This is a genomic window from Brumimicrobium oceani (genome assembly GCF_003143775.1).
GTDB classification, from domain to species: Bacteria; Bacteroidota; Bacteroidia; order Flavobacteriales_D; family Crocinitomicaceae; genus Brumimicrobium; species Brumimicrobium oceani.
The window spans coordinates 170724-189445 of record NZ_QFRJ01000001.1 but is presented as its reverse complement, the minus strand read 5'-3'; the positions used below and the strand labels follow the sequence as shown (position 1 = coordinate 189445).

The 18722-nt window shown below is 36.9% G+C and carries 16 protein-coding genes and 1 other RNA gene; 11 read left to right on the top strand and 6 right to left on the bottom strand.

Annotated elements, in window-relative coordinates:
- Nucleotides 1-16 precede the first annotated feature (16 nt).
- From rnpB to DIT68_RS00810, 4 genes are all read left to right on the top strand, one after another.
- An RNA gene (gene rnpB / locus DIT68_RS00825) (RNase P RNA component class A) lies at nucleotides 17-387 on the top strand.
- Between the two features lie 21 nt (nucleotides 388-408).
- Nucleotides 409-1050 (top strand): O-methyltransferase, encoded by a 642-nt coding sequence (locus DIT68_RS00820; protein WP_109357917.1) that lies wholly within the window; start codon nucleotides 409-411, stop codon nucleotides 1048-1050.
- A gap of 3 nt (nucleotides 1051-1053) precedes the next feature.
- Nucleotides 1054-2073: a threonine aldolase family protein gene (locus DIT68_RS00815; protein ID WP_109357916.1), complete on the top strand. Its 1020-nt coding sequence runs from the start codon at nucleotides 1054-1056 to the stop codon at nucleotides 2071-2073.
- Nucleotides 2074-2083: 10 nt separating this feature from the next.
- Complete coding sequence (locus DIT68_RS00810; RefSeq protein WP_109357915.1) at nucleotides 2084-2707, top strand: hypothetical protein; 624 nt, start codon at nucleotides 2084-2086, stop codon at nucleotides 2705-2707.
- Nucleotides 2708-2819: 112 nt separating this feature from the next.
- On the opposite strand, the gene DIT68_RS00805 is transcribed toward DIT68_RS00810, so the two are convergent.
- A complete protein-coding gene (locus DIT68_RS00805; RefSeq protein ID WP_109357914.1) occupies nucleotides 2820-3098 on the bottom strand; it encodes a hypothetical protein in 279 nt (92 codons plus the stop codon).
- A 69-nt stretch (nucleotides 3099-3167) separates the two neighbouring features.
- Between DIT68_RS00805 and DIT68_RS00800 the strand changes: the two genes are divergently transcribed.
- From DIT68_RS00800 to DIT68_RS00785, 4 genes are all read left to right on the top strand, one after another.
- Nucleotides 3168-3734: a chalcone isomerase family protein gene (locus DIT68_RS00800; protein ID WP_109357913.1), complete on the top strand. Its 567-nt coding sequence runs from the start codon at nucleotides 3168-3170 to the stop codon at nucleotides 3732-3734.
- 1694 nt (nucleotides 3735-5428) lie between these two features.
- Nucleotides 5429-5935: a metallophosphoesterase family protein gene (locus DIT68_RS00795; RefSeq protein ID WP_109357912.1), complete on the top strand. Its 507-nt coding sequence runs from the start codon at nucleotides 5429-5431 to the stop codon at nucleotides 5933-5935.
- A gap of 153 nt (nucleotides 5936-6088) precedes the next feature.
- Complete coding sequence (gene porQ, locus DIT68_RS00790) at nucleotides 6089-7120, top strand: type IX secretion system protein PorQ (protein WP_146194080.1); 1032 nt, start codon at nucleotides 6089-6091, stop codon at nucleotides 7118-7120.
- 42 nt (nucleotides 7121-7162) lie between these two features.
- Nucleotides 7163-7555 (top strand): response regulator, encoded by a 393-nt coding sequence (locus DIT68_RS00785; RefSeq protein ID WP_109357910.1) that lies wholly within the window; start codon nucleotides 7163-7165, stop codon nucleotides 7553-7555.
- Between the two features lie 80 nt (nucleotides 7556-7635).
- On the opposite strand, the gene DIT68_RS00780 is transcribed toward DIT68_RS00785, so the two are convergent.
- From DIT68_RS00780 to DIT68_RS00770, 3 genes are all read right to left on the bottom strand, one after another.
- Nucleotides 7636-8430, bottom strand: coding sequence for a hypothetical protein (locus tag DIT68_RS00780; RefSeq protein ID WP_109357909.1), 795 nt, complete (start codon nucleotides 8428-8430; stop codon nucleotides 7636-7638).
- Nucleotides 8411-9277 carry a nucleoside phosphorylase gene (locus tag DIT68_RS00775; RefSeq protein WP_109357908.1) on the bottom strand — a complete coding sequence of 289 codons (867 nt, stop codon included), beginning with the start codon at nucleotides 9275-9277 and terminating at the stop codon, nucleotides 8411-8413. Before DIT68_RS00775 ends, DIT68_RS00780 begins: the two co-directional genes overlap by 20 nt.
- An 80-nt stretch (nucleotides 9278-9357) precedes the next feature.
- The gene (locus tag DIT68_RS00770) at nucleotides 9358-10104 is read right to left on the bottom strand and encodes a DUF4197 domain-containing protein (RefSeq protein WP_109357907.1); all 747 of its coding nucleotides are present in this window, start codon (nucleotides 10102-10104) and stop codon (nucleotides 9358-9360) included.
- A 67-nt stretch (nucleotides 10105-10171) separates the two neighbouring features.
- On the opposite strand from DIT68_RS00770, the gene DIT68_RS00765 reads away from it, so the two are divergent.
- Nucleotides 10172-11416: a competence/damage-inducible protein A gene (locus tag DIT68_RS00765; protein ID WP_158276079.1), complete on the top strand. Its 1245-nt coding sequence runs from the start codon at nucleotides 10172-10174 to the stop codon at nucleotides 11414-11416.
- Nucleotides 11417-11531: 115 nt separating this feature from the next.
- Here the strand turns inward: DIT68_RS00765 and DIT68_RS00760 are convergent, their stop codons facing one another.
- Together DIT68_RS00760 and DIT68_RS00755 are read right to left on the bottom strand one after the other, a co-directional pair.
- Entirely contained in the window at nucleotides 11532-12101 is a 570-nt protein-coding gene (locus DIT68_RS00760; RefSeq protein WP_109357905.1) for a SiaB family protein kinase, read from the bottom strand.
- A 95-nt stretch (nucleotides 12102-12196) separates the two neighbouring features.
- Nucleotides 12197-16528, bottom strand: coding sequence for a T9SS type B sorting domain-containing protein (locus tag DIT68_RS00755; RefSeq protein ID WP_109357904.1), 4332 nt, complete (start codon nucleotides 16526-16528; stop codon nucleotides 12197-12199).
- A gap of 658 nt (nucleotides 16529-17186) precedes the next feature.
- On the opposite strand from DIT68_RS00755, the gene corA reads away from it, so the two are divergent.
- Together corA and DIT68_RS00745 are read left to right on the top strand one after the other, a co-directional pair.
- Nucleotides 17187-18266 carry a magnesium/cobalt transporter CorA gene (gene corA, locus DIT68_RS00750; RefSeq protein WP_109357903.1) on the top strand — a complete coding sequence of 360 codons (1080 nt, stop codon included), beginning with the start codon at nucleotides 17187-17189 and terminating at the stop codon, nucleotides 18264-18266.
- Nucleotides 18257-18712 (top strand): ATP-dependent zinc protease family protein, encoded by a 456-nt coding sequence (locus tag DIT68_RS00745; protein WP_199223360.1) that lies wholly within the window; start codon nucleotides 18257-18259, stop codon nucleotides 18710-18712. The genes corA and DIT68_RS00745 overlap by 10 nt, the downstream gene beginning before the upstream one ends.
- The last annotated feature ends 10 nt before the right edge of the window (nucleotides 18713-18722 follow it).

The following is an 18722-nucleotide window of genomic DNA, read 5'->3' as shown; positions in this document are numbered from 1 at the left end:
ACATTAATTTTGCACAAAAGGCAGATCGTTTGTCGCTGTTCCGCTTGCGGAAGAGAGGAAAGTCTGGGCAGTATAGAGCACCGTACTTCTTAACTGGAAGGGTTCGTCGGTTGACGAATACAGATAGTGCCACAGAAATAAGTAGCCTAGGAGTTAAATCCTAGGTCATAGTGAAAAGGCGAGGTAAGAGCTCACCGCATCAATGGTGACATTGTTGGCTAGGTAAACCTTACGGACTGAAAGACCATGTAAACCAAGGCTAAAGGGCTGCTCGCTCAACTTGGAGGGTAGGTCGATGGATCCCGAGGGTGACTTCGGGGCTAGATAAATGACAAACAGCCATTTTCGGATGGTGTACAGGACCCGGCTTATGGTTTGCCTTTTTGTTTTTTTTCGTACATTTGGTACATGGAATTTTTAGATGAAAAATTAGAGGATTATGTCAATGCACATACTTCTCCAGAGTCAGAAATATTAAGCGAACTTAACCGTCAAACCCACATCAACGTTTTACAACCGCGCATGCTTTCGGGGCATTTACAAGGAAGAACATTGAGTTTCCTAAGCAAAATTATTCAACCCCAGCGCATTTTAGAAATTGGTACCTACACTGGTTACTCTGCGATTTGCATGGCGGAGGGATTAAAAGAAAATGGTGAACTCATCACTATTGATGTCAACTATGAATTAGAAGACATGGTAAAAAGTTACATTGAAAAAGCTGGATTTTCCGATCAAATTGAAATGAAAGTTGGAAATGCCATGGATATTATACCAAAATTGGATAAAAACTTCAACTTGGTATTTATTGATGCAGACAAATCTAATTATTCAAATTATTACGATTTATTAATAGATGATTTACCAAAAGGTGCTATTCTAATCGCAGACAATGTTTTGTGGTCTGGAAAAGTAGTTGAGGAAATCAAGAAAAAAGACAAAGATACGGAGGCCTTAAAAATCTTCAATAAAAAAATCCAAGATGATGACCGGGTTGAAAATGTTCTCCTCCCTATTCGTGACGGATTAATGATGATTCGAAAAAAATAAAATATGCTTACAGATTTACGATCAGATACAGTGACAAAGCCATCAAAAGAAATGAAGGCTTTTATGATGGAGGCTCCAGTAGGTGACGATGTTTTCCAAGAAGATCCTACAGTGAATGAATTGGAAAAGTATGCAGCTGAATATTTCGGTATGGAAGCAGCACTCTACTGTTCTTCAGGGACACAAACCAACCAAATAGCAATTAACGTACATTGCAGACCTGGAGATGAGGTGATTTGCTCAAAAGACGCACACATTTACTTTTACGAAGGAGGAGGAATCGCCAAAAACAGTGGAAGTTCTGTCCTTTTATTACCTGGAGATCGCGGTAGAATCACAGCAAAAGATGTGGAAGGAGGAATAAAAGACCCAAATAATCCACATTATCCACTCACTTCTCTTGTTTCTCTGGAAGACACCATGAACCGAGGTGGTGGAGCAATTTATGATTTTAATGAAATAAAAGCGATTCGAAAAGTGTGTGAAGAAAATCAGCTTCCACTCCATTTAGATGGCGCTCGCTTATTTAATGCATTGGTAGAAAATAATATTCCACCAAAAGAATATGCAGCACAATTTGATTCCATTTCAATTTGTCTTTCCAAAGGCTTAGGTGCTCCAGTTGGTTCTGTTTTATTGGGAAATAAGGAATTCATTCACAGGGCAAGACGCGCGAGAAAAGTTTTGGGTGGAGGAATGAGACAAGCAGGAATTATAGCGGCAGGTGGACTTTACGCAATGAAAAACAACATTGAAAGACTAAAAGAAGATCACAAACATGCAAAACAGTTGGGCGCAGCTTTAGAAAAACTAAATTGGGTTGAGGAGATTTTACCTGTTCAAACCAACATTGTTGTCGCCAAACTATCTAACAAAATGGATGTAGTTGAACTTATTGCAGAATGCGCTAAAAAGGATTTACACTTTATGGCTTTTGGAGAACAAACCATTCGTATGGTGACGCATTTAGATGTCAAGCCAAACAATATTGATCACGCCATCTCCGTTTTAGAAGGAATATAAATTGAATACCATGACCGGTTTATTGAAGAAAGCTTTTCTTCTAATTTTTGTTGTGCTATTGTGGAGCGCTTGTTCTGAAAACACAGAAGTTGAAATCATCAACATGGATGAGGTTCTGCCGCAATCAGCCGGAAATTATGATTACGATGAAGATACTTTAGAAAATGCTCAAGTAGAACTTAGCCCAACCCAGAAAAAATTAATCCAAAATTTTCCTGGGTTGAATTTTGAAGAAGAAAACAAATTACGGAAGCGTAAAATGCTTTTTATGCCTGATCGATTAGGGTATACAAAAAAAGAAGAAAGCTATTTCATTAAAGACAGTGTTTCTTTTCACTATCTCTCTTGGAAATTCGCAGACAGCGTAAAAACCATCAGTGCATTTTACAATTGGCTTGATTGCTTTGGTGCACAGTGCAAATCTATTCGAATAAATGAAGAAACTAATGGCAGTAAAGAAGCTTTTATCATTTGGGTTTCAGATTCACAAATCATCTATTTGGGAAGTGAAAAAAACATAAATAGAGCACAATGGGAGAATGTGCTTTTTTCCACTGACAATACAGAATGGAATTTTAAAATTCAGCAAGCTAAGCGAGGAAGAATTACGTGGTTGTTTTCCCCGTCAGAATAAAAAATCCAGAATCTTAGCAATAAAATTCTGGATTTTTTTAATATCAATAGTTGAACAAAGTTAGCTGAGGTATTTACGGTTTTAAAAATTGATTAACCTCATTTACAAATTCTTAAAACGACTCTAAGTTATCGTCATTTTCTTCCACTTGCACTTCGCATTCTTCAATTGCTGAATTGAATTTTTCCTTTAATTCTGAAGCTTGCTTGTTGTACTCCGCAGGGTTCTTAAATGTTTCTGTTGCCTTTTCGAGATAACAATCACAATCATAACCTCCCATTGTGATGCATTCATTTTTAACCGTGTTTTTTTGATCTTCCGACCAACCACCTCCACAAGAAGTTAGGATTAAAAATGAGGCTCCGAGTAATAGACTAAATAGTTTATTCATAAGTTTATTTTTTGTAAATTTGGAATAAGATTTGTTTAAAAATAAGCATTATTCATTAAAATCAAAACTATGAAATCAAAATTAATTGTTGCCTTGTTTATTGGTGTTATTCTTTCCTTTACCGCAACGGCCCAAAATGTAACTGTATCTGGAGCAACTTTTCCTACAAAATTTAAAATTAGTGATCAAGTTGTAGAATATAATGGCGCAGGATTACGAACCAAGTACTTCTTTAATTTATATGTTGCAGCGCTTTATGTTCCCGAAAGAACGAGCAATGCACAAACAATAATTGACCAAAATGTAGAATCTGCTATCCGCTTGAAAATTCTATCAGATAAAGTGACAAGAGATAAATTTGTGGAGACAGTAAAAGAAGGTTTTGCAACTTCTACAGATGGAAAAGCCACAGAGAAAGAAATCCAAGACTTCATGAAACTTTTTAATGTAGAATTCAAATCAGGTGACGAAGTAATATTGCTTTACAAACCAGAAAGCGGTGTTGAAGCATATATGAATGGGAAGCACCTAGGTGGAGCAAAAGGATTGGAGTTTAAAAAAGCGCTTTGGTCGATTTGGTTAGGGAAAACTCCTGCTGATGAAGCTGTTAAGAAAGCAATGCTAGGAAAGGTCTAGTTTATTTTTGTTTAGAAAGTTCAATAGTGTCGTTGTAATCAATTTTGTATTCAGTCATTGACAAAAGTCAACTCCTTAGAATTCAAAATTAATCACGTCTAACTATTGAGCTTTCTAATTCAAAAATAAAATCTCTCTGTAAATAAGACTGAAAATCAGACTTGTCGGTAATTTCAGCTTGAATAAGCTAAGCCAAACACAAGTCAGCTCATTGAAGAGTGCCAATTCCTTGGAATACAAAATTAATCACGCTTAACTCTTGAGTTTTCTAATTCAACAATAAAATCTCTCTGTAAATAAGACTTAAAATCAGACTTGTCGGTAATTTCAGCTTGAATAAGCTAAGCCAAACACAAGTCAGCTCATTGAAGAGTGCCAATTCCTTGGAATACAAAATTAATCACGCTTAACTCTTGAGTTTTCTAATTCAAAAATAAAATTTCTCTGTAAATAAGACTTAAAATCAGACTTGTCGGTAATCTCACATTGATAAGCTAGCCAAACACAAGTCAGCTCATTGAAGAGTGCCAATTCCTTGGAATACAAAATTAAGGCTTTATACGGCGTAAAGTGGGTAATTTATAGTCCATATCAACTGAAAACACGAAGTTTATTAACGTTTATAGTGGTTTAATTGATTAAATCTTGCGAATGCCTTCTTAAAATGCTTGGACGTAAACACAACAAATTTAAAATTGAATCTTTTGAGTTTATTTTATCTTTTTTCTTGTCGGCTGAAGCTAAGGCATCTCCTAAAGAAATAAAATGCTTATCGGGAACTTTACCAGCTATTTAATTTACTAAAATAAAAAGTACTCTCTATTAACCAGGCCAGATCCTTCCAGGGTTGAAAATTAAGATTTTCAACTCTGGTCAGGATGACAGTTGTAGGCGCTGGGAAGCAAGTGAGAGAGGAAAAGCAAAAGCGCTCTAGCACTTTTGCTTTTCCTCTCTCACTTGAAGTATGACCCTAGCTTAATATCAACCTGAAGCGGATTTCTTTTTTCAACTGGTTGGAAATAGAAATTTGCGAAGGATCTTGTTAGTTTACCGCTGAATCACATTATGGCTGGCCTAGACATATTTACTGGTAAAGTATCGGATAGGCATTTAAAATTATTCTCAAAATCTATACAATTTGTAAAAATCGTCTGTTTCCGACCAAGCACTATAAAAGTATGATTAAAGAATTAAAGATAGCTAATTATTAGCTAGCACCTCTTACATTAATAATCTGGATTTTGAATTGTCCCGGCAATTAGAATGGATAAAAGAGATCCCTCGACGCTTTGCTTTGTAGGGATGACAGGGAGGTGTTGTTTTAGTGTGGAGAAAAATGGTCAAGCTGGCTTGACCATTTTTCTCCACAATGATTCTCATACCTACTGTCATTCCGATAGGTGATGAAATTTATGAATTTTACACCTGAGGAATCCATTTTAAAATTTTAGAAGGATTAAAATCACTTAATCATAAAATCAATCAACATTCCTCCAAAGGTATTAATTTCATTTATCCACAGTATTTCATATAGAGCCAAAACTAATCACGTCTAACTCTTGAGTTTTCTAATTCAAAAAAGGGATTTCATTAGGTTTAGATCTATTTTCTCAGTTGAGAACAAAAGCTTCCATTTATAAAAACAGAAGCTTTTTTTGTTCTTTATTCTATGATCTATTCGTTTATTTGTAAATATGAAAATTGGTTTACTCTCCGACACACATAGCGTTTTAGACAAGCGCGTTTTTGAATATTTTAAAGATGTTGATGAAATTTGGCATGCTGGAGATGTTGGAGATTCATCAGTTCTCGATGAACTCGAAAATTTTAAACCTTTAGTTGGCGTTTATGGAAATATTGATAACACTGCAGTTCGCCAACGTTTTCCAGAATTTCAGAGATTTGAACGTGAAGGCGTGTCGGTATTAATGACACACATAGCTGGAAAACCGGGGAAGTACTCCACTCCACTATTGGCAGAATTAAAGAAAAACGGGCCGCCAAAACTATTTGTTTGCGGTCATTCCCATATTCTATTAGTGAAATTTGACCCAAGATTCAAAATGTTATGGGTAAATCCTGGAGCCTGCGGAAATCATGGTTTTCATAGTGTAAAAACACTTCTGCGTTTTGAATTAATTAGTGGCGAAATTAAAAACATGGAAATTATTGAAATGGGTGGTCGGGGTAAAAAGCAATAGGCTTTATTTACAGTTTCAATAAATTGGCATTCCTTATTTTTAATTTTTGAATTCTTAAATCCCCCAATCTTTCATTCTTTGAATCACAATAAATTGGTCATTTCTCAATCTAATTTACAATTTTTCATAAATTCGGGCGTTGATTGAAACTAGATGACACGACTAATAATAATTCTTTGTTTTACTCCATTCTTTATGATTGGACAAACGGGAGGCGAAAATGCTTTTCCATTTCTTGATTTACCCGATAATGCCAGATCAGCGGCCTTGGGTAGGAAATTTATTACCGCTTTTGATGACGACATTAATACGGGAATTCAAAATCCAGCTTCTTTTAATTCGGAAATGGACAATTCTATTGGTTTTAACCAGGCTTTACTGGCTGGTGGAATAAATCATGGAATGGTGGCCTATGCCAAAGACATCAATAAAGTAGGAACAGCAGCTCTACATTTGAGATATGTTGCTTATGGAAAAATGGACAGAACGGATGTCAACGGAGAAAATATTGGGACTTTTTCTGCTGGCGATTTTGCACTCGGTGGAAGTGTTGGACGAACCTTAAATAAGAACCTATCCATAGGAGCTACCTTTAACCTTATATGGTCACAATTAGAATCGTATAATTCAATGGGACTTTCTGTGGATATAGCAGGAATGTATAGGTCACTCGATAAAAGAACTACAGTTTCTGCTGTCGTTAGAAACGCAGGTGTTCAATTAACGACATACACTGAGGATACAAGAGCTCCTTTACCTATACAGGCTATGTTAGGTATTTCCCATAAATTAGAACATGCACCTTTCCGTTTTTCACTGGTTGCTCACCACTTGAACAAATGGGATTTAACTTACAATGATCCCAATGCAGAGCCTACTACAGACCCACTAACCGGAGAAATTGTTCCTGTAGAATCAGCAGGATTTGGTGAAAAACTAGGTCGTCATTTTATCGTTCAGGTAGAAACCCTGATTGGCAAAACAGTCAGAATTAGAGCTGCTTTTGATTATAACCAAAGACGTGAAATGTTAGTTCAGAATCGACCAGGAATGGGAGGTTTCTCATTTGGCGCTGGAATGAACTTTAAACGTTTTACGGTAGATTATGGTTTATTTATTTTCTCTAGCGCAGGATTCAACAACATGATTTCCCTAAGAACTGACTTTGATAAGTGGAGAAAGTAATTATTTTTCAGTAGTTTTAGTTTTGTAAAATAACAGTGAAAAATGATTGACTCCAAAAATATTTGCGTTTTAATTGATGATGATGAGGATGATCAATTAATTTTTCAAACCGTGCTTCAAATGCATTTCCCCAATTACAAGTTAAGTGCATTTTCAAGTTTCGACAGCGCTAAATCATTTATTTTAAAAGAATACAGCACAATACACTCTATTTTTATAGACCTCAACATGCCGAAATTCAACGGTTTAGATTGTTTACATTTCTTAAGAAGTCAAACAGAATTTCGACACAAACCAATCATTATTTATTCCACATCCAACAATCCAGATGACGTCAATAAATGTTTAAAAAGAGGTGCATCTGCCTTCCTTACTAAACCTTCTCGCGTAGTAGATTTGGTTGCTGAATTGAGTAAATTTTTAGAAAAAGAGTAGCTGCTATCCACCTGAAAGAATAATACAACTTAAGTGCGAATGGCATAAAATCAAAATTGACTAGTATTCACTTCTACAGACTACATTGGTGTTACATACTTCATTTTCTTATCGTCAAAAATAAAGAATACATAAAGTCCACCATCTCTTATGATTTCTTTGGGCGTATAAAAATTTATGTTCTCAATTTCGTCAGGATTATAATCTTTGATTCTTCCATCATAAAGCGCAATATCTTTTGCTATTCTCACTTCACTATCCGTATGAACAATATCATAAGCAACAGGTTTTGGAGCTCCAATACTATCAAAGACAGGACAGCTAAAAGTCAAGAACATTTTATCCTTTCTAACGGTGTAATAATTCCTGTGCAAGCTGTTTCTTACTCGATATTCAACTATAAAGTCCTTGTGTGCTTTGGATGTTAACTCGAGAAACTCAACCGTCAGCGGATAATCTGCATTGGAACCAACTGGTGCAGTGGTAATCAACTTATCGCTTCCTCCTAATTTCAGGAAAACAAAATTATAAAGACCTGTATGTCCTGTAGATTCAAAGAATCTTTCAGTATTTGTATTTTTTGCTTTTTGATGACCAAATTCTTTTCTATTCACCAAAATCAAAGCATCTTTCAGCGTATCCGGATCAATATGTTTATACTGAATTTGTATATCATAATTTTCCGCAGCATTAATATCCAAGATGTTTTCCACCTGACGAATGATTTTCTCCTCTTCAGATAAAGTTTCTTTGGCCGTTTCTACTTGCTTAACAACATTGTTCTCGGTTAAATCATCACCAGAGCAAGCCGATGCAATAAAGAAAATGGAACATAAATAAATTGAATTTTTAAGCTTAAATTTTGTCCAAAACATATTCAATGAGTTCAGTGATTTTTGTCTCATAATTTTTAGTAAATTCTTTTTTTCTTCGGTTGGCTAATCCCAGACAAATAGCTGTCGTTTCGTGTCCGAGAGCAGAACCAAGGGCAAACAATGCAGAACACTCCATTTCCAAGTTTGAAAAACGTATTTGATCATGTTTAAAATCGCTAAAAGAATTCAGCATTTCCGATTCAACCAAAGAAAGTCTTAATCTTCTTCCTTGGGGTCCATAGAATCCTGAGCTTGTTACAGTAATTCCTTTTTCAATTCCTTCACCATCCAATCGCTCATTTAAGCGAGAAGAAGCTTTCGTTAAATATGGTTTTACATATCTAGGAAGTTTTACCTCCTCCTCTATTTCCTTTTCTAATTGAGCTGTTTCGTTGTCTACTTCCCTTTCATAGAAATGACCAACATTATCAATTCCGAGTGCATGAGTGGATAAGATAAAACTGTCGATGGGAATTTCATCTTGTAATATTCCACAAGTTCCCAGTCGAACAATTTCCAGTGAAACCTTGTCTTTTTTCTCGTTTCTAGTTTTGAGGTCTATGTTTACCAAGGCATCCAATTCGTTGATCACGATATCGATATTATCGGTCCCAATTCCAGTGGAAATAATGGAGAGCTCTTTTCCTTTGTAAACCCCAGTATGGCAAGCAAACTCCCTGTGCTGACTTTTGTGCGTTACTTTATCAAAGTAATTGGAAATTAATTCAACGCGATCTTGATCTCCTACAACGATAATCTTTTTCGCTAAGTCCTCTGGACAGATATCTAAATGATAAACGCCACCTTTAGGGGTAATTACTAATTCTGATGGTAAAAAATCAGCCATATATATTCTTGTTTTTAAATTAATTGACGAATGGAAACCAATAAAAATTTATGATTTTCAATCAACCAATAAATAAGTGATTATTTCGATAAAGAACCAAAAACACGTTCCAATAAATCTGTAACACGAGCAGTTGGGTCTTTACGAATTAAATTTTCTTCTTTCTCCACCATTGCAAACAATCCATCAATGGCACGTTCTGTAACGTATTTATTTAAATCTGTGTCTACTTTTTCACCTCCTGTAAAGATCATGGCTTGATTATATCGTTTAGCAACAGGCTCCCAATATTCTGTTAGCTTTACTTTTTCGATAGAAGTTTGCACTTTAGGCGCAAAAACCACAATTAATTCGTTGGTGGTGTTTTTTCTTAAGAAATCGGTTGCTGCACCTTCGCCACCTTTTAAAATAGCAAAACCATCCTGTACAGTCATGTTTTTAATTGCTTGAATAAATATTGGAGCAGCCTCTTTTGCAGCATCTTCCGCGGCTCTATTTAAAGTAGTGACAACCTTCTCTACTTGACTGTCTAAGCCCCACTCCATTGCCTTTTCCTTCATAGCATTGGCACTTTCAGGGAATGGTATTTTAATTTCACTGTTCTCCAAAAAACCATTGGTAACTGCAGTAACATCAACAGCATTTCTAATTCCTACTGTTAAGGCTTCTTTCAGTCCTGCAATAACTTCCTCATTTGTAAGCCTTCTCGCTCCCTCATTTTCAGAAGGTGTTTCTAAAAGGGTTCCCGCTGCACTATTTAACACATCGCAAGATGAAAATGTCAATAATAGAACACTTAGGGCAAATGATTTAACAACTTTATTCATTTCTATTGGTTTTTGTCAAACTTACGAATAATTTTACTTTTTTATTTCTAAAATGCAATTGAAGTTTATGAAAGCGGGGATTATAAGTATAGGTGATGAGTTGCTAATAGGCCAGACAGTGAATACAAATACTGCTTGGTTAGGACAAGAGTTAGGGAAGTTTGGAATTTCGGTTTTTAAGTCCACAACAATTAGAGATGTTAAGGAGGACATTCTACAAACGGTTGATGCTTATCTTAATGAAACAGATTTCATTATTGTCACTGGAGGATTAGGTCCTACAAACGACGATATTACCAAAGAAACCCTGACGGAATACTTTGGCACTTCACTTGTTCTCAACCAGCAGGTGTTAGACAGAGTAACAGATTTTTTCCAGAAAAGAGGAAAAGAAATGTTAGATTCCAACATTCAACAAGCCATGTTGCCCAAGGACGCATTAATTTTGGATAACAATCATGGAACCGCTTCGGGAATGTGGTTTGAGAAAAATGGAAAAGTTTTGGTCTCCCTTCCGGGTGTTCCTTACGAAATGGAGGCGCTGATCCAGGAAGAGGTATTGCCACGTATAAAAGCTACCTTTGGTGTGAGGGGAAATTATTATCAAACGCTCATGCTTCAAGGAATTGGCGAATCCTTTTTAGCAGAAAAAATAGAAGATTGGGAAAAACGAATTTACCGCGATGGTTTACATTTGGCTTATTTACCTTCGACGGGACTAATTAAACTTCGCTTAACATCAGAGAAAGGCACTAAAGAAGCAGGTTTAGTAAACACTTATTTCGACGAGTTAAGAAATGGATTCCCTCAGTACGCTTATGGAATGAACGAAGAAACTATTTTTGAGGCCGTTGGGGAGCTATTGAAATCAAAAAACGCTACTTTAGGAACGGTTGAAAGCTGTACTGGTGGAGGAATTGCGAGTTCTTTTATTGCCAAAAGCGGATCATCTGCATTTTTTCAAGGTGGCTTAATTACCTATTCCAATGTACTTAAAAACAAGTTAGCTCATGTATCAATAAGTACCTTGGAAAAATATGGAGCTGTATCTGAAGAAGTAGCAAAAGAAATGGCTATTGGAGGAAAAGAAGTCCTTTCTGCAGATTATGTAATTGCCGTTACAGGAATAGCAGGACCCGAAGGAGGTTCTGAAGAAAAACCAGTGGGAACGGTTTGGATCGCAATCGCTACTCCCGATGGAGTTTTTGCAGAGCATTTTTTGTTTGGAGAACACAGAGGTCGAAATATCGAAAAAACGGAATTATATGCAGCGAATTTCTTAAGGAAAAAGATTTTAGAAATAGAAGATTAACCTCTTCCTTATGACCTTGGAGGTGCTTTTGGTCTCCTGTTGAAGCTTATTATTAACAATAAAAAGAAAATGCGAGCATTTTAGCGAGGATAAGCACTCGTTTAGCAATTGTGATTTAAATAATCTCAACACGCATTTCGAGGTAAGAGGTGTCCTCTTCGTAGTCTACAAATTGAAATTCTATTTTAGATTTTGATTTGAGCGCTATTGTGGTAAATCCTAAACCTGCACCACCTTTACTGGTCATATCTCCATTGCCCAAAATATTTAAATAGTATTCCTTTTGTTCTGACAGATCCATTTTATTTAGTTTAGTTAAGTACTTCACTAAAATCAATTCACCATCTTCATCAATGATATTTCCAAAAGAAACAGAGTAGGATCCATTTTTCTCTGCAATCATCACGTGTCCCAACTGCCTATTGCCCTTGTTTTTTATTCCGTGTAATCGAATGTTCTGCAAACCCTCTATCATAACTGAGAACATTCTCTTAATGACTATTCTTGGGACTCCCTTTTCATCCAAGATAAGCTCAAGTCCTTCTGACAAACTATTGACCAAATCTTGAGAGAATTCCCCGAAATGGGACATTATGAGCTTTTTACTGCCAAATTCAGTAAATTCCTTGTTTAGCTCGTTGTAGATACTGTGGGCATCTATTTGCGTTTCATTGGACCGGTTCATCAATAGTAAAGTTTAGCTTTTAAAATAACTCACTAAGTAAAAATAAACATTTTAAAGCCTCAAATATAAGCTTTCAATTGTACTAATACCTATTTTTAGCGCATTAAATTAACATTTCCTGTCAAATTTACCGAGGCTCCTGTTATATCAATCCCTTGAAGCTTATAAATATAGACTCCTGTCCCCACTGATTTACCTTTAAAATTACCATCCCAGCAAGCATTTATTTCATTGGTCTCAAATACAAGTTCACCCCATCGATTAAATACTTGCAAAGTCATAGATTGAAGGCAGTTTCCTAACACACACAAAACATCGTTAAGCCCATCACCGTTTGGTGAAAAAATTGTTGGTACTTTCACTTTTCCACATGGCTTTTGAACCTCTATAAAAACGGAATCGGTTTCTACACAGCCATCAGGAGAAACAGCTGTGATGGTGTACCAAGTGGAAACAGCGGGTGCTGCTGATGGAGCTAAACAATTTGAACAATTTAATCCTTCCGGCGGACTCCAATAAAAATTGGCATTTGCAGGTGTAACATTTGCCTGTATAATAATTGTATCTCCTTCTGTGATTAATTGGTTAGGTGTAAGCATCTCCACTGTTGGAATCTGAAAACTGGGGATTGTAAAAGGTCCAGCTGTTGCAGCACATCCATTCGCATCCGTAACGGAAAAATTATACGAACCTCCAAAAGCATTGGTAAAGTCTGGAGAGCTTCCAATCACCCCATTCCAACTATAGCTATAAGGTATTGTTCCACCGGAAACTGTTATTCCTGTTATACTCCCGTTGTTACCCAGACAGTTTTCTGCATTTATATTCATTCCGCTAATATCTATTATGGGAGATGGTGTGTTCACAACAACATAAGGGCCTGATGTGGTGGTACAACCAAAAGCATCTGTAATATTTAGGGTATAACTTCCATTTGACAAATTATTTGCATCAATAGCGTTACCACCAAAAGGCGACCAAGAGAAGCTTAAACCATTACCTATTGCCGTTATACCAGATATACTTCCATTTCCTGTACCACAAGATTCATCTTGAATACTAATATTTGCATCATCAACAGTTGGTGCAGGAACTTGATTGATTGTATGTGGCCCTGATGTCTCTACACAACCAAGTGCATCCGTAACGGTTAAAGTGTAAGTTCCACTGCTGGCATTTGTTAGGTCAACCGCATTTCCACCAGAAGACCAACTGTAAGTGAGCGTTCCCGCACCCCCACTAACATTTATGCCTGTTATACTTCCATTATTTCCAAAACAGTTTTCGTCTTGAATTAGCATATTTACCTCATCAATCAAAATTTGTGGCGCACTAGACAAAGCGAAAGGCCCTGCTGAATCGGAACAACCATTATTGTCCGTAATCACTAAAGTATAGCTTCCTCCAACGGTATCACTTAAATCTTGATCGATTGAATTTACTCCATTCCATGTAAAGCCAAAAGGAGCCTCACCACCTGTAAATGTAATACCATTGATAGAAGCATCCGCTCCCACGCATGTTTCATCAAATAAAACGATGTTGGTGACATCAATCACAGGACCAGGAGAATCCGATATTGTATAAGGCCCTGCACTTACATCACAACCTGAAAGATCGGTGGTCGTTAAGGTATAAACCCCACTTGAAAGATTACTGGCATCAATGGCATTTCCTCCTGCTGGCGACCAAGAGTAAGTCAATCCATTACCTGTAGCCGTTATTCCTGTTATGCTTCCATTTGCAGCACTGCAAGTCTCATTGCTCAGTAAAACGTTAGTTACATCAACCACTGGACCTCCTGTTTGATTAATCGTATGGGGACCAGAAGTGGCAGAACATCCTAAACCATCCGTTACAGTGAGGGTATAGTTCCCACTAGATGCTGAAGTTAAATTTATGGAATTCATTGAACCGGGAGACCAATTATAATTTAAAGTTCCTGTTCCTCCGGAAGCCACTATTCCTGTGATTGAACCATCACTTCCAACACAAGTTTCACTGTTGATTGAAATATTGGAAACATCAATTGAAATAGAATTAGATGTAGAGACGCTAAAGGGTCCAACGGTACTTGAGCAGCCCGAATTATCGGTAACAACCAAAGTATAAGTTCCTGAATTCACTCCTGAAAGTTGTGCATTTGCAGCGACATTTCCATTCCATTGATAAGTTAAGGGAGCAGCACCCCCAGAAACGGTAATTCCTGAAATACTACCATCATTTCCAAAACAACTTTCATCAGTCACCAAAACGTTTGAAACATCGATTGAAGGACCAGGAGAAGAAGCCACTGTATAAGGTCCAGCGGAAACAGAACACCCTGCGAAATCGGTTACAGTTAGGGTGTAGTTCCCTCCAACCGTATTGAGCAGGTCTTCTGATGTTGTACTACCTCCATTCCAATCAAAAGTTAGCGATCCTAAACCACCTGTTGCGGTTAGACCTGTGATTGAGCCGTCATTTCCTGCACAAGTTTCGGGGCTTATTGCTGGAGGAGTTCCTGCAATTACAATTTGAGGAGCTACCACTACTGTAACTGGAGTTCTAAATGTTCCCGGACAAGTCCCAGCATAATAAGTTGTTGTTGCAGAAAGGGCGGGTGTTACGAATGTAGCACCAAAACCAAGCACATTTCCCCCAATTTCAGCATCATACCAGGCCAATGACGGTGAAGGACTTAAATTTCCTGATACCACAGCACTTAGACTTACCGTTTGGTTTTCACAAATGGTATCATCTGTAATCACAATATCAAAAACTGTGGTTGTTTGTGAAGCCAAGCCTGAAGCTCCTCCAGTTGCACCATTCACAGGAAAGCTATTCATAAAAGAGGAATTGGTTTCTCCAGCAACACCTCCTGCAACATTCTCTGTGGGAGTTCCTAAAGTGTAAGATATCAAACCTCCTGCACCACCTCCACCTGGACCATCCGCTTGGTTGGATGAATTAAATCCACCCCTTTTGAGCACTTGATCTCCTCCTTTACCTCCTTTGGCCTCCAGATTTATAGTGGAAGGAATCGCATTAATATTCTTAATAAAAACAGCACCTCCTGCACCTGCACCACCTGCACCATCATCACCTGTTTTGCTTGTTGAAAAAGGGCCAGGTTGTGATCCTTCTGCATTTGCACCATTTCCTCCGTTGGCTGAAATAGTTCCATTTCCGATAATATCTCCATATAATTGAAGAAATATAGCACCGCCACCGGCCCCACCATTTCCACCATAGGAATCATTTCCATGTCCTGCTCCACCACCTCCTCCGAGGAAAACACGTTCTGCACTATAAGTAAGGGGGTGACCTCCTACGCCACCAGTAATTCTTCTAAATTCACTTCCCCAAGCAGCGTTATGCGGTCCAACAGTCAGCGGATTATTGCTGTTCTGCACATGTGAATAACCTCCACGACCACCTCCAGCAGAAGGGCTAGTAACTATATTAGGATCTTCTAAGTTCCATGCAGCATTAAACGCTCCAGATACTCCTTGATCGGCAACTCCATATCCATAATAATTTCCAACGCCAACGTTAGCGCCTCCTCCACCACCAGCATTATGAAAACCTCCACCACCTCCACCGTTGGAGATTGCTCCGTATCCATATCTGGTATGTAAAGCATCATACTCAATTGTTCCACCAGCGATACCTTCACCTTTTTCAGAACCTTGAGATGGAGTATTAGAACCTAAAAAGCCTCTAGAATTAATATCAGTAATTGAACCCACACTATTTCCAGTGGCACCATCATTTACAGCAACACCACCTCTAAAACCTGTGGAATCTGCAGATATTTCTCCGTTCCCAGTAATACTTAGGGTTCCATTCACCTCTATAGCCACTACCCCACCTGTGTTTCCATTCCATGCGGAAGTTGTTATGCTCGTATTTGATGGAATAGTTAGATTATTAAATCTGGGTATTCGAACAACGATTGTTTTATTGTTTGTTCCCGTCACAAAATTCTTAGCTAGCGGACAGGTCAGTGTTACATTTTGAGTTCCAGAAATGGAAAGAACTTCAACAAACTCAAAGTTTCCTGCGTTTTTGTAATTGAGCATTTCTCCAAATTCAATGTAATTACTAACGTATTGATCAGGTTGTGAAAACCAAGAATTTTGCACCACATAATTACTACCCCAAGCAGTTGTAGGATAACTATTTACATTTACATCTCCGGCTTGAATTTGATAGATCAACAACAAATCTCCCGCCTCTAAAGGACTTGTGAAATTTGCCCCTATCATACTGTTGTCATTCACAACAATGTTGTTACTGGGTGCATTTACACTATTAGAGAGAGTGGTAAAGGTGTTTACAATTTCATTTAATCCTGTGGCAGTATAGTCGCCATGCTTCTCCCTTTGGGCATACCCAAATGAAACGATTAAGAAAAGTAAAAGTATTAAAATTAGTTTATTCATATTAGTGTGTTATCGTATCCCTAAATAAGCCCTCGCAGGAAACACTTCAGAATTACAATCCTTTCTTTTTTGAAATTCGTCTTTTTCCGTCTAGCCAACAAATATAAAAAGCGTAGATTATATTTGGAATCACTGACCAAATTAATCAAAGAAAAGCAGATAAATAAATTGTATGGTGTAAAAAGCTTAAATTTTAATGCATATCTGGAACCGTACCAACTATTTATTGTGCTACGATAAAAAGAACTCTCCTCAACTTGACCCGATCCTTCCAGGGTTGAAAGTTAAGATTTTCAACTGGTTGGAAATAGAAATTTGCGAAGGATCTTATCAGTTCACCGCTGAATCACATTATTGTTGGGTTAGTTATATTTACTGGTAAAGTATCGGATAGGCATTTAATGATAATTAAAAAGAGATTCAGTCCGAAGCCTGAGAACTCCTCAGTCATTTAACTCCTTCGCAATGAAAGGGCTTATATATTATTGGTGATCATTCCGAAAATACCGAGTATTGAGGAATCCCTTTTGTTGCTCAGAAAAATCCTCGATAAGTCACATTAAATAAAACTTTTTAAATTGAAATTAGTGATAACTTTAAGTGGAGTCCATAGAATATTGTTTATTTTAGAAGGAATTAAAAATATCTAGACCAATAGATGAAGCACAAGCAAAAAAAGAAGAGGAAAAAAAATAATCGAATTAAGAAAACAGGAATGGCTCCGGGTATGTTTTTGTTTACAGGAGAGCAAAAAACGGATAAAACAACATTTCAAGTAATTAATTTTGATGAAAATGAAATAGAAGAAAATTCCTTTGACAACATTGAGGCTGCATTAGCCAAAGTAGATCAAACACATAAAACATCTTGGCTGAATATTGATGGACTGCATGAAACAGATAATATTAAAAGAGTGGTTGAACACTTTAATTTGCATAAACTATCAGGAGAAGATATTTTGAGCATTGGTCAACGTCCAAAGCTTGACGATTACGAACATTATGTTCATATTGTGGCCAAAATGTTTAGCGTGAACAATGAAGAGATTGAGGACGAGCAAGTGACCATAATTTTTGCAGACCGATTACTCATCACTTTTCAAGAAAAGCAAGGCGACGTCTTTAATGGAGTAAGAGAAAGACTGTTTGACGCTGTAGGACAGATTAGGACTAGAAAATCTGATTATTTAGCCTATGCACTGCTGGACTCAATAGTTGACAATTATTTTATAACGATTGAACATTTTGGAGACCTTATTGAGGAATTAGAAATTGAATTACTCGAAGATCCGTCAGACGAAATACTTCCGCGTTTACATGAAGTAAGGAGACAGGCTTCTTATCTGAGAAGATCTGTTTTTCCCTTAAGAGAAACCGTAAGTCGATTTGAAAAATTAGAGCTTCCCTATATGTTTAAAGAGACAAAATTCTTTATACGGGATTTGCATGACCATACCGTTCAGGTAATTGAAACGGTGACTGTTTTCAAAGATGCTGTGGGAGGATTATTGGACTTATACATGAGCAGTGTATCAAACAGAATGAATAATGTAATGAAAGTGTTAACTATTGTATCAACAATATTCATCCCATTAACCTTTATAGCAGGGGTTTACGGAATGAACTTTGGAAACATGCCAGAATTGCAGTACAAATATGGATATCATATCACCATGATTGCAATGGCTGTATTAACTTTGTTGATGATATTTTACTTTAAACGAAAGAAATGGCTTTAAGAAAAAAAGAAAAATCTATAAAAAAGGAGAAACCAATTATAGGAAAAGATGATATCGCTGATTTTCCTATATTTAATTTGCTTAACGTCAATGTAAAAATTGATTCAGGTGCATATACCTCTACTATTCACTGCTCTGAAATTGAAGAGGTTAACAAAATGTTACGTGTAGTTTTTTTAGACGAAAATGAGAGCGCTTATACAGGTGAATCATTATACTTTTTAGAATTTGATCAAAAAAAAGTACGCAGTTCTAGTGGTGAAATGCAGGTGAGATATATCGTTCAGGGAAATATCATACTCTTCGGAAAAAAACACACTACAGAATTTACGCTTTCAAACAGAGAATTAATGAGATATCCTGTACTTTTGGGTCGTAAACTATTATCCAATCGCTTTGTGATTGATACTACTTTATCAAACGAATCTTACAAGAAAAAGAAATAATAAAACAAGA

Excerpts from the sequence above, each read along its gene's own strand:
- DIT68_RS00820 (WP_109357917.1), top strand. The coding sequence starts at position 409 with ATGGAATTTTTAGATGAAAAATTAGAGGATTATGTCAATGCACATACT.
- DIT68_RS00815 (WP_109357916.1), top strand. The coding sequence starts at position 1,054 with ATGCTTACAGATTTACGATCAGATACAGTGACAAAGCCATCAAAAGAA.
- DIT68_RS00810 (WP_109357915.1), top strand. The coding sequence starts at position 2,084 with ATGACCGGTTTATTGAAGAAAGCTTTTCTTCTAATTTTTGTTGTGCTA.
- DIT68_RS00805 (WP_109357914.1), bottom strand. The coding sequence starts at position 3,098 with ATGAATAAACTATTTAGTCTATTACTCGGAGCCTCATTTTTAATCCTA.
- DIT68_RS00800 (WP_109357913.1), top strand. The coding sequence starts at position 3,168 with ATGAAATCAAAATTAATTGTTGCCTTGTTTATTGGTGTTATTCTTTCC.
- DIT68_RS00795 (WP_109357912.1), top strand. The coding sequence starts at position 5,429 with ATGAAAATTGGTTTACTCTCCGACACACATAGCGTTTTAGACAAGCGC.
- porQ (WP_146194080.1), top strand. The coding sequence starts at position 6,089 with ATGACACGACTAATAATAATTCTTTGTTTTACTCCATTCTTTATGATT.
- DIT68_RS00785 (WP_109357910.1), top strand. The coding sequence starts at position 7,163 with ATGATTGACTCCAAAAATATTTGCGTTTTAATTGATGATGATGAGGAT.
- DIT68_RS00780 (WP_109357909.1), bottom strand. The coding sequence starts at position 8,430 with ATGTTTTGGACAAAATTTAAGCTTAAAAATTCAATTTATTTATGTTCC.
- DIT68_RS00775 (WP_109357908.1), bottom strand. The coding sequence starts at position 9,277 with ATGGCTGATTTTTTACCATCAGAATTAGTAATTACCCCTAAAGGTGGC.
- DIT68_RS00770 (WP_109357907.1), bottom strand. The coding sequence starts at position 10,104 with ATGAATAAAGTTGTTAAATCATTTGCCCTAAGTGTTCTATTATTGACA.
- DIT68_RS00765 (WP_158276079.1), top strand. The coding sequence starts at position 10,172 with ATGAAAGCGGGGATTATAAGTATAGGTGATGAGTTGCTAATAGGCCAG.
- DIT68_RS00760 (WP_109357905.1), bottom strand. The coding sequence starts at position 12,101 with ATGAACCGGTCCAATGAAACGCAAATAGATGCCCACAGTATCTACAAC.
- DIT68_RS00755 (WP_109357904.1), bottom strand. The coding sequence starts at position 16,528 with ATGAATAAACTAATTTTAATACTTTTACTTTTCTTAATCGTTTCATTT.
- corA (WP_109357903.1), top strand. The coding sequence starts at position 17,187 with ATGAAGCACAAGCAAAAAAAGAAGAGGAAAAAAAATAATCGAATTAAG.
- DIT68_RS00745 (WP_199223360.1), top strand. The coding sequence starts at position 18,257 with ATGGCTTTAAGAAAAAAAGAAAAATCTATAAAAAAGGAGAAACCAATT.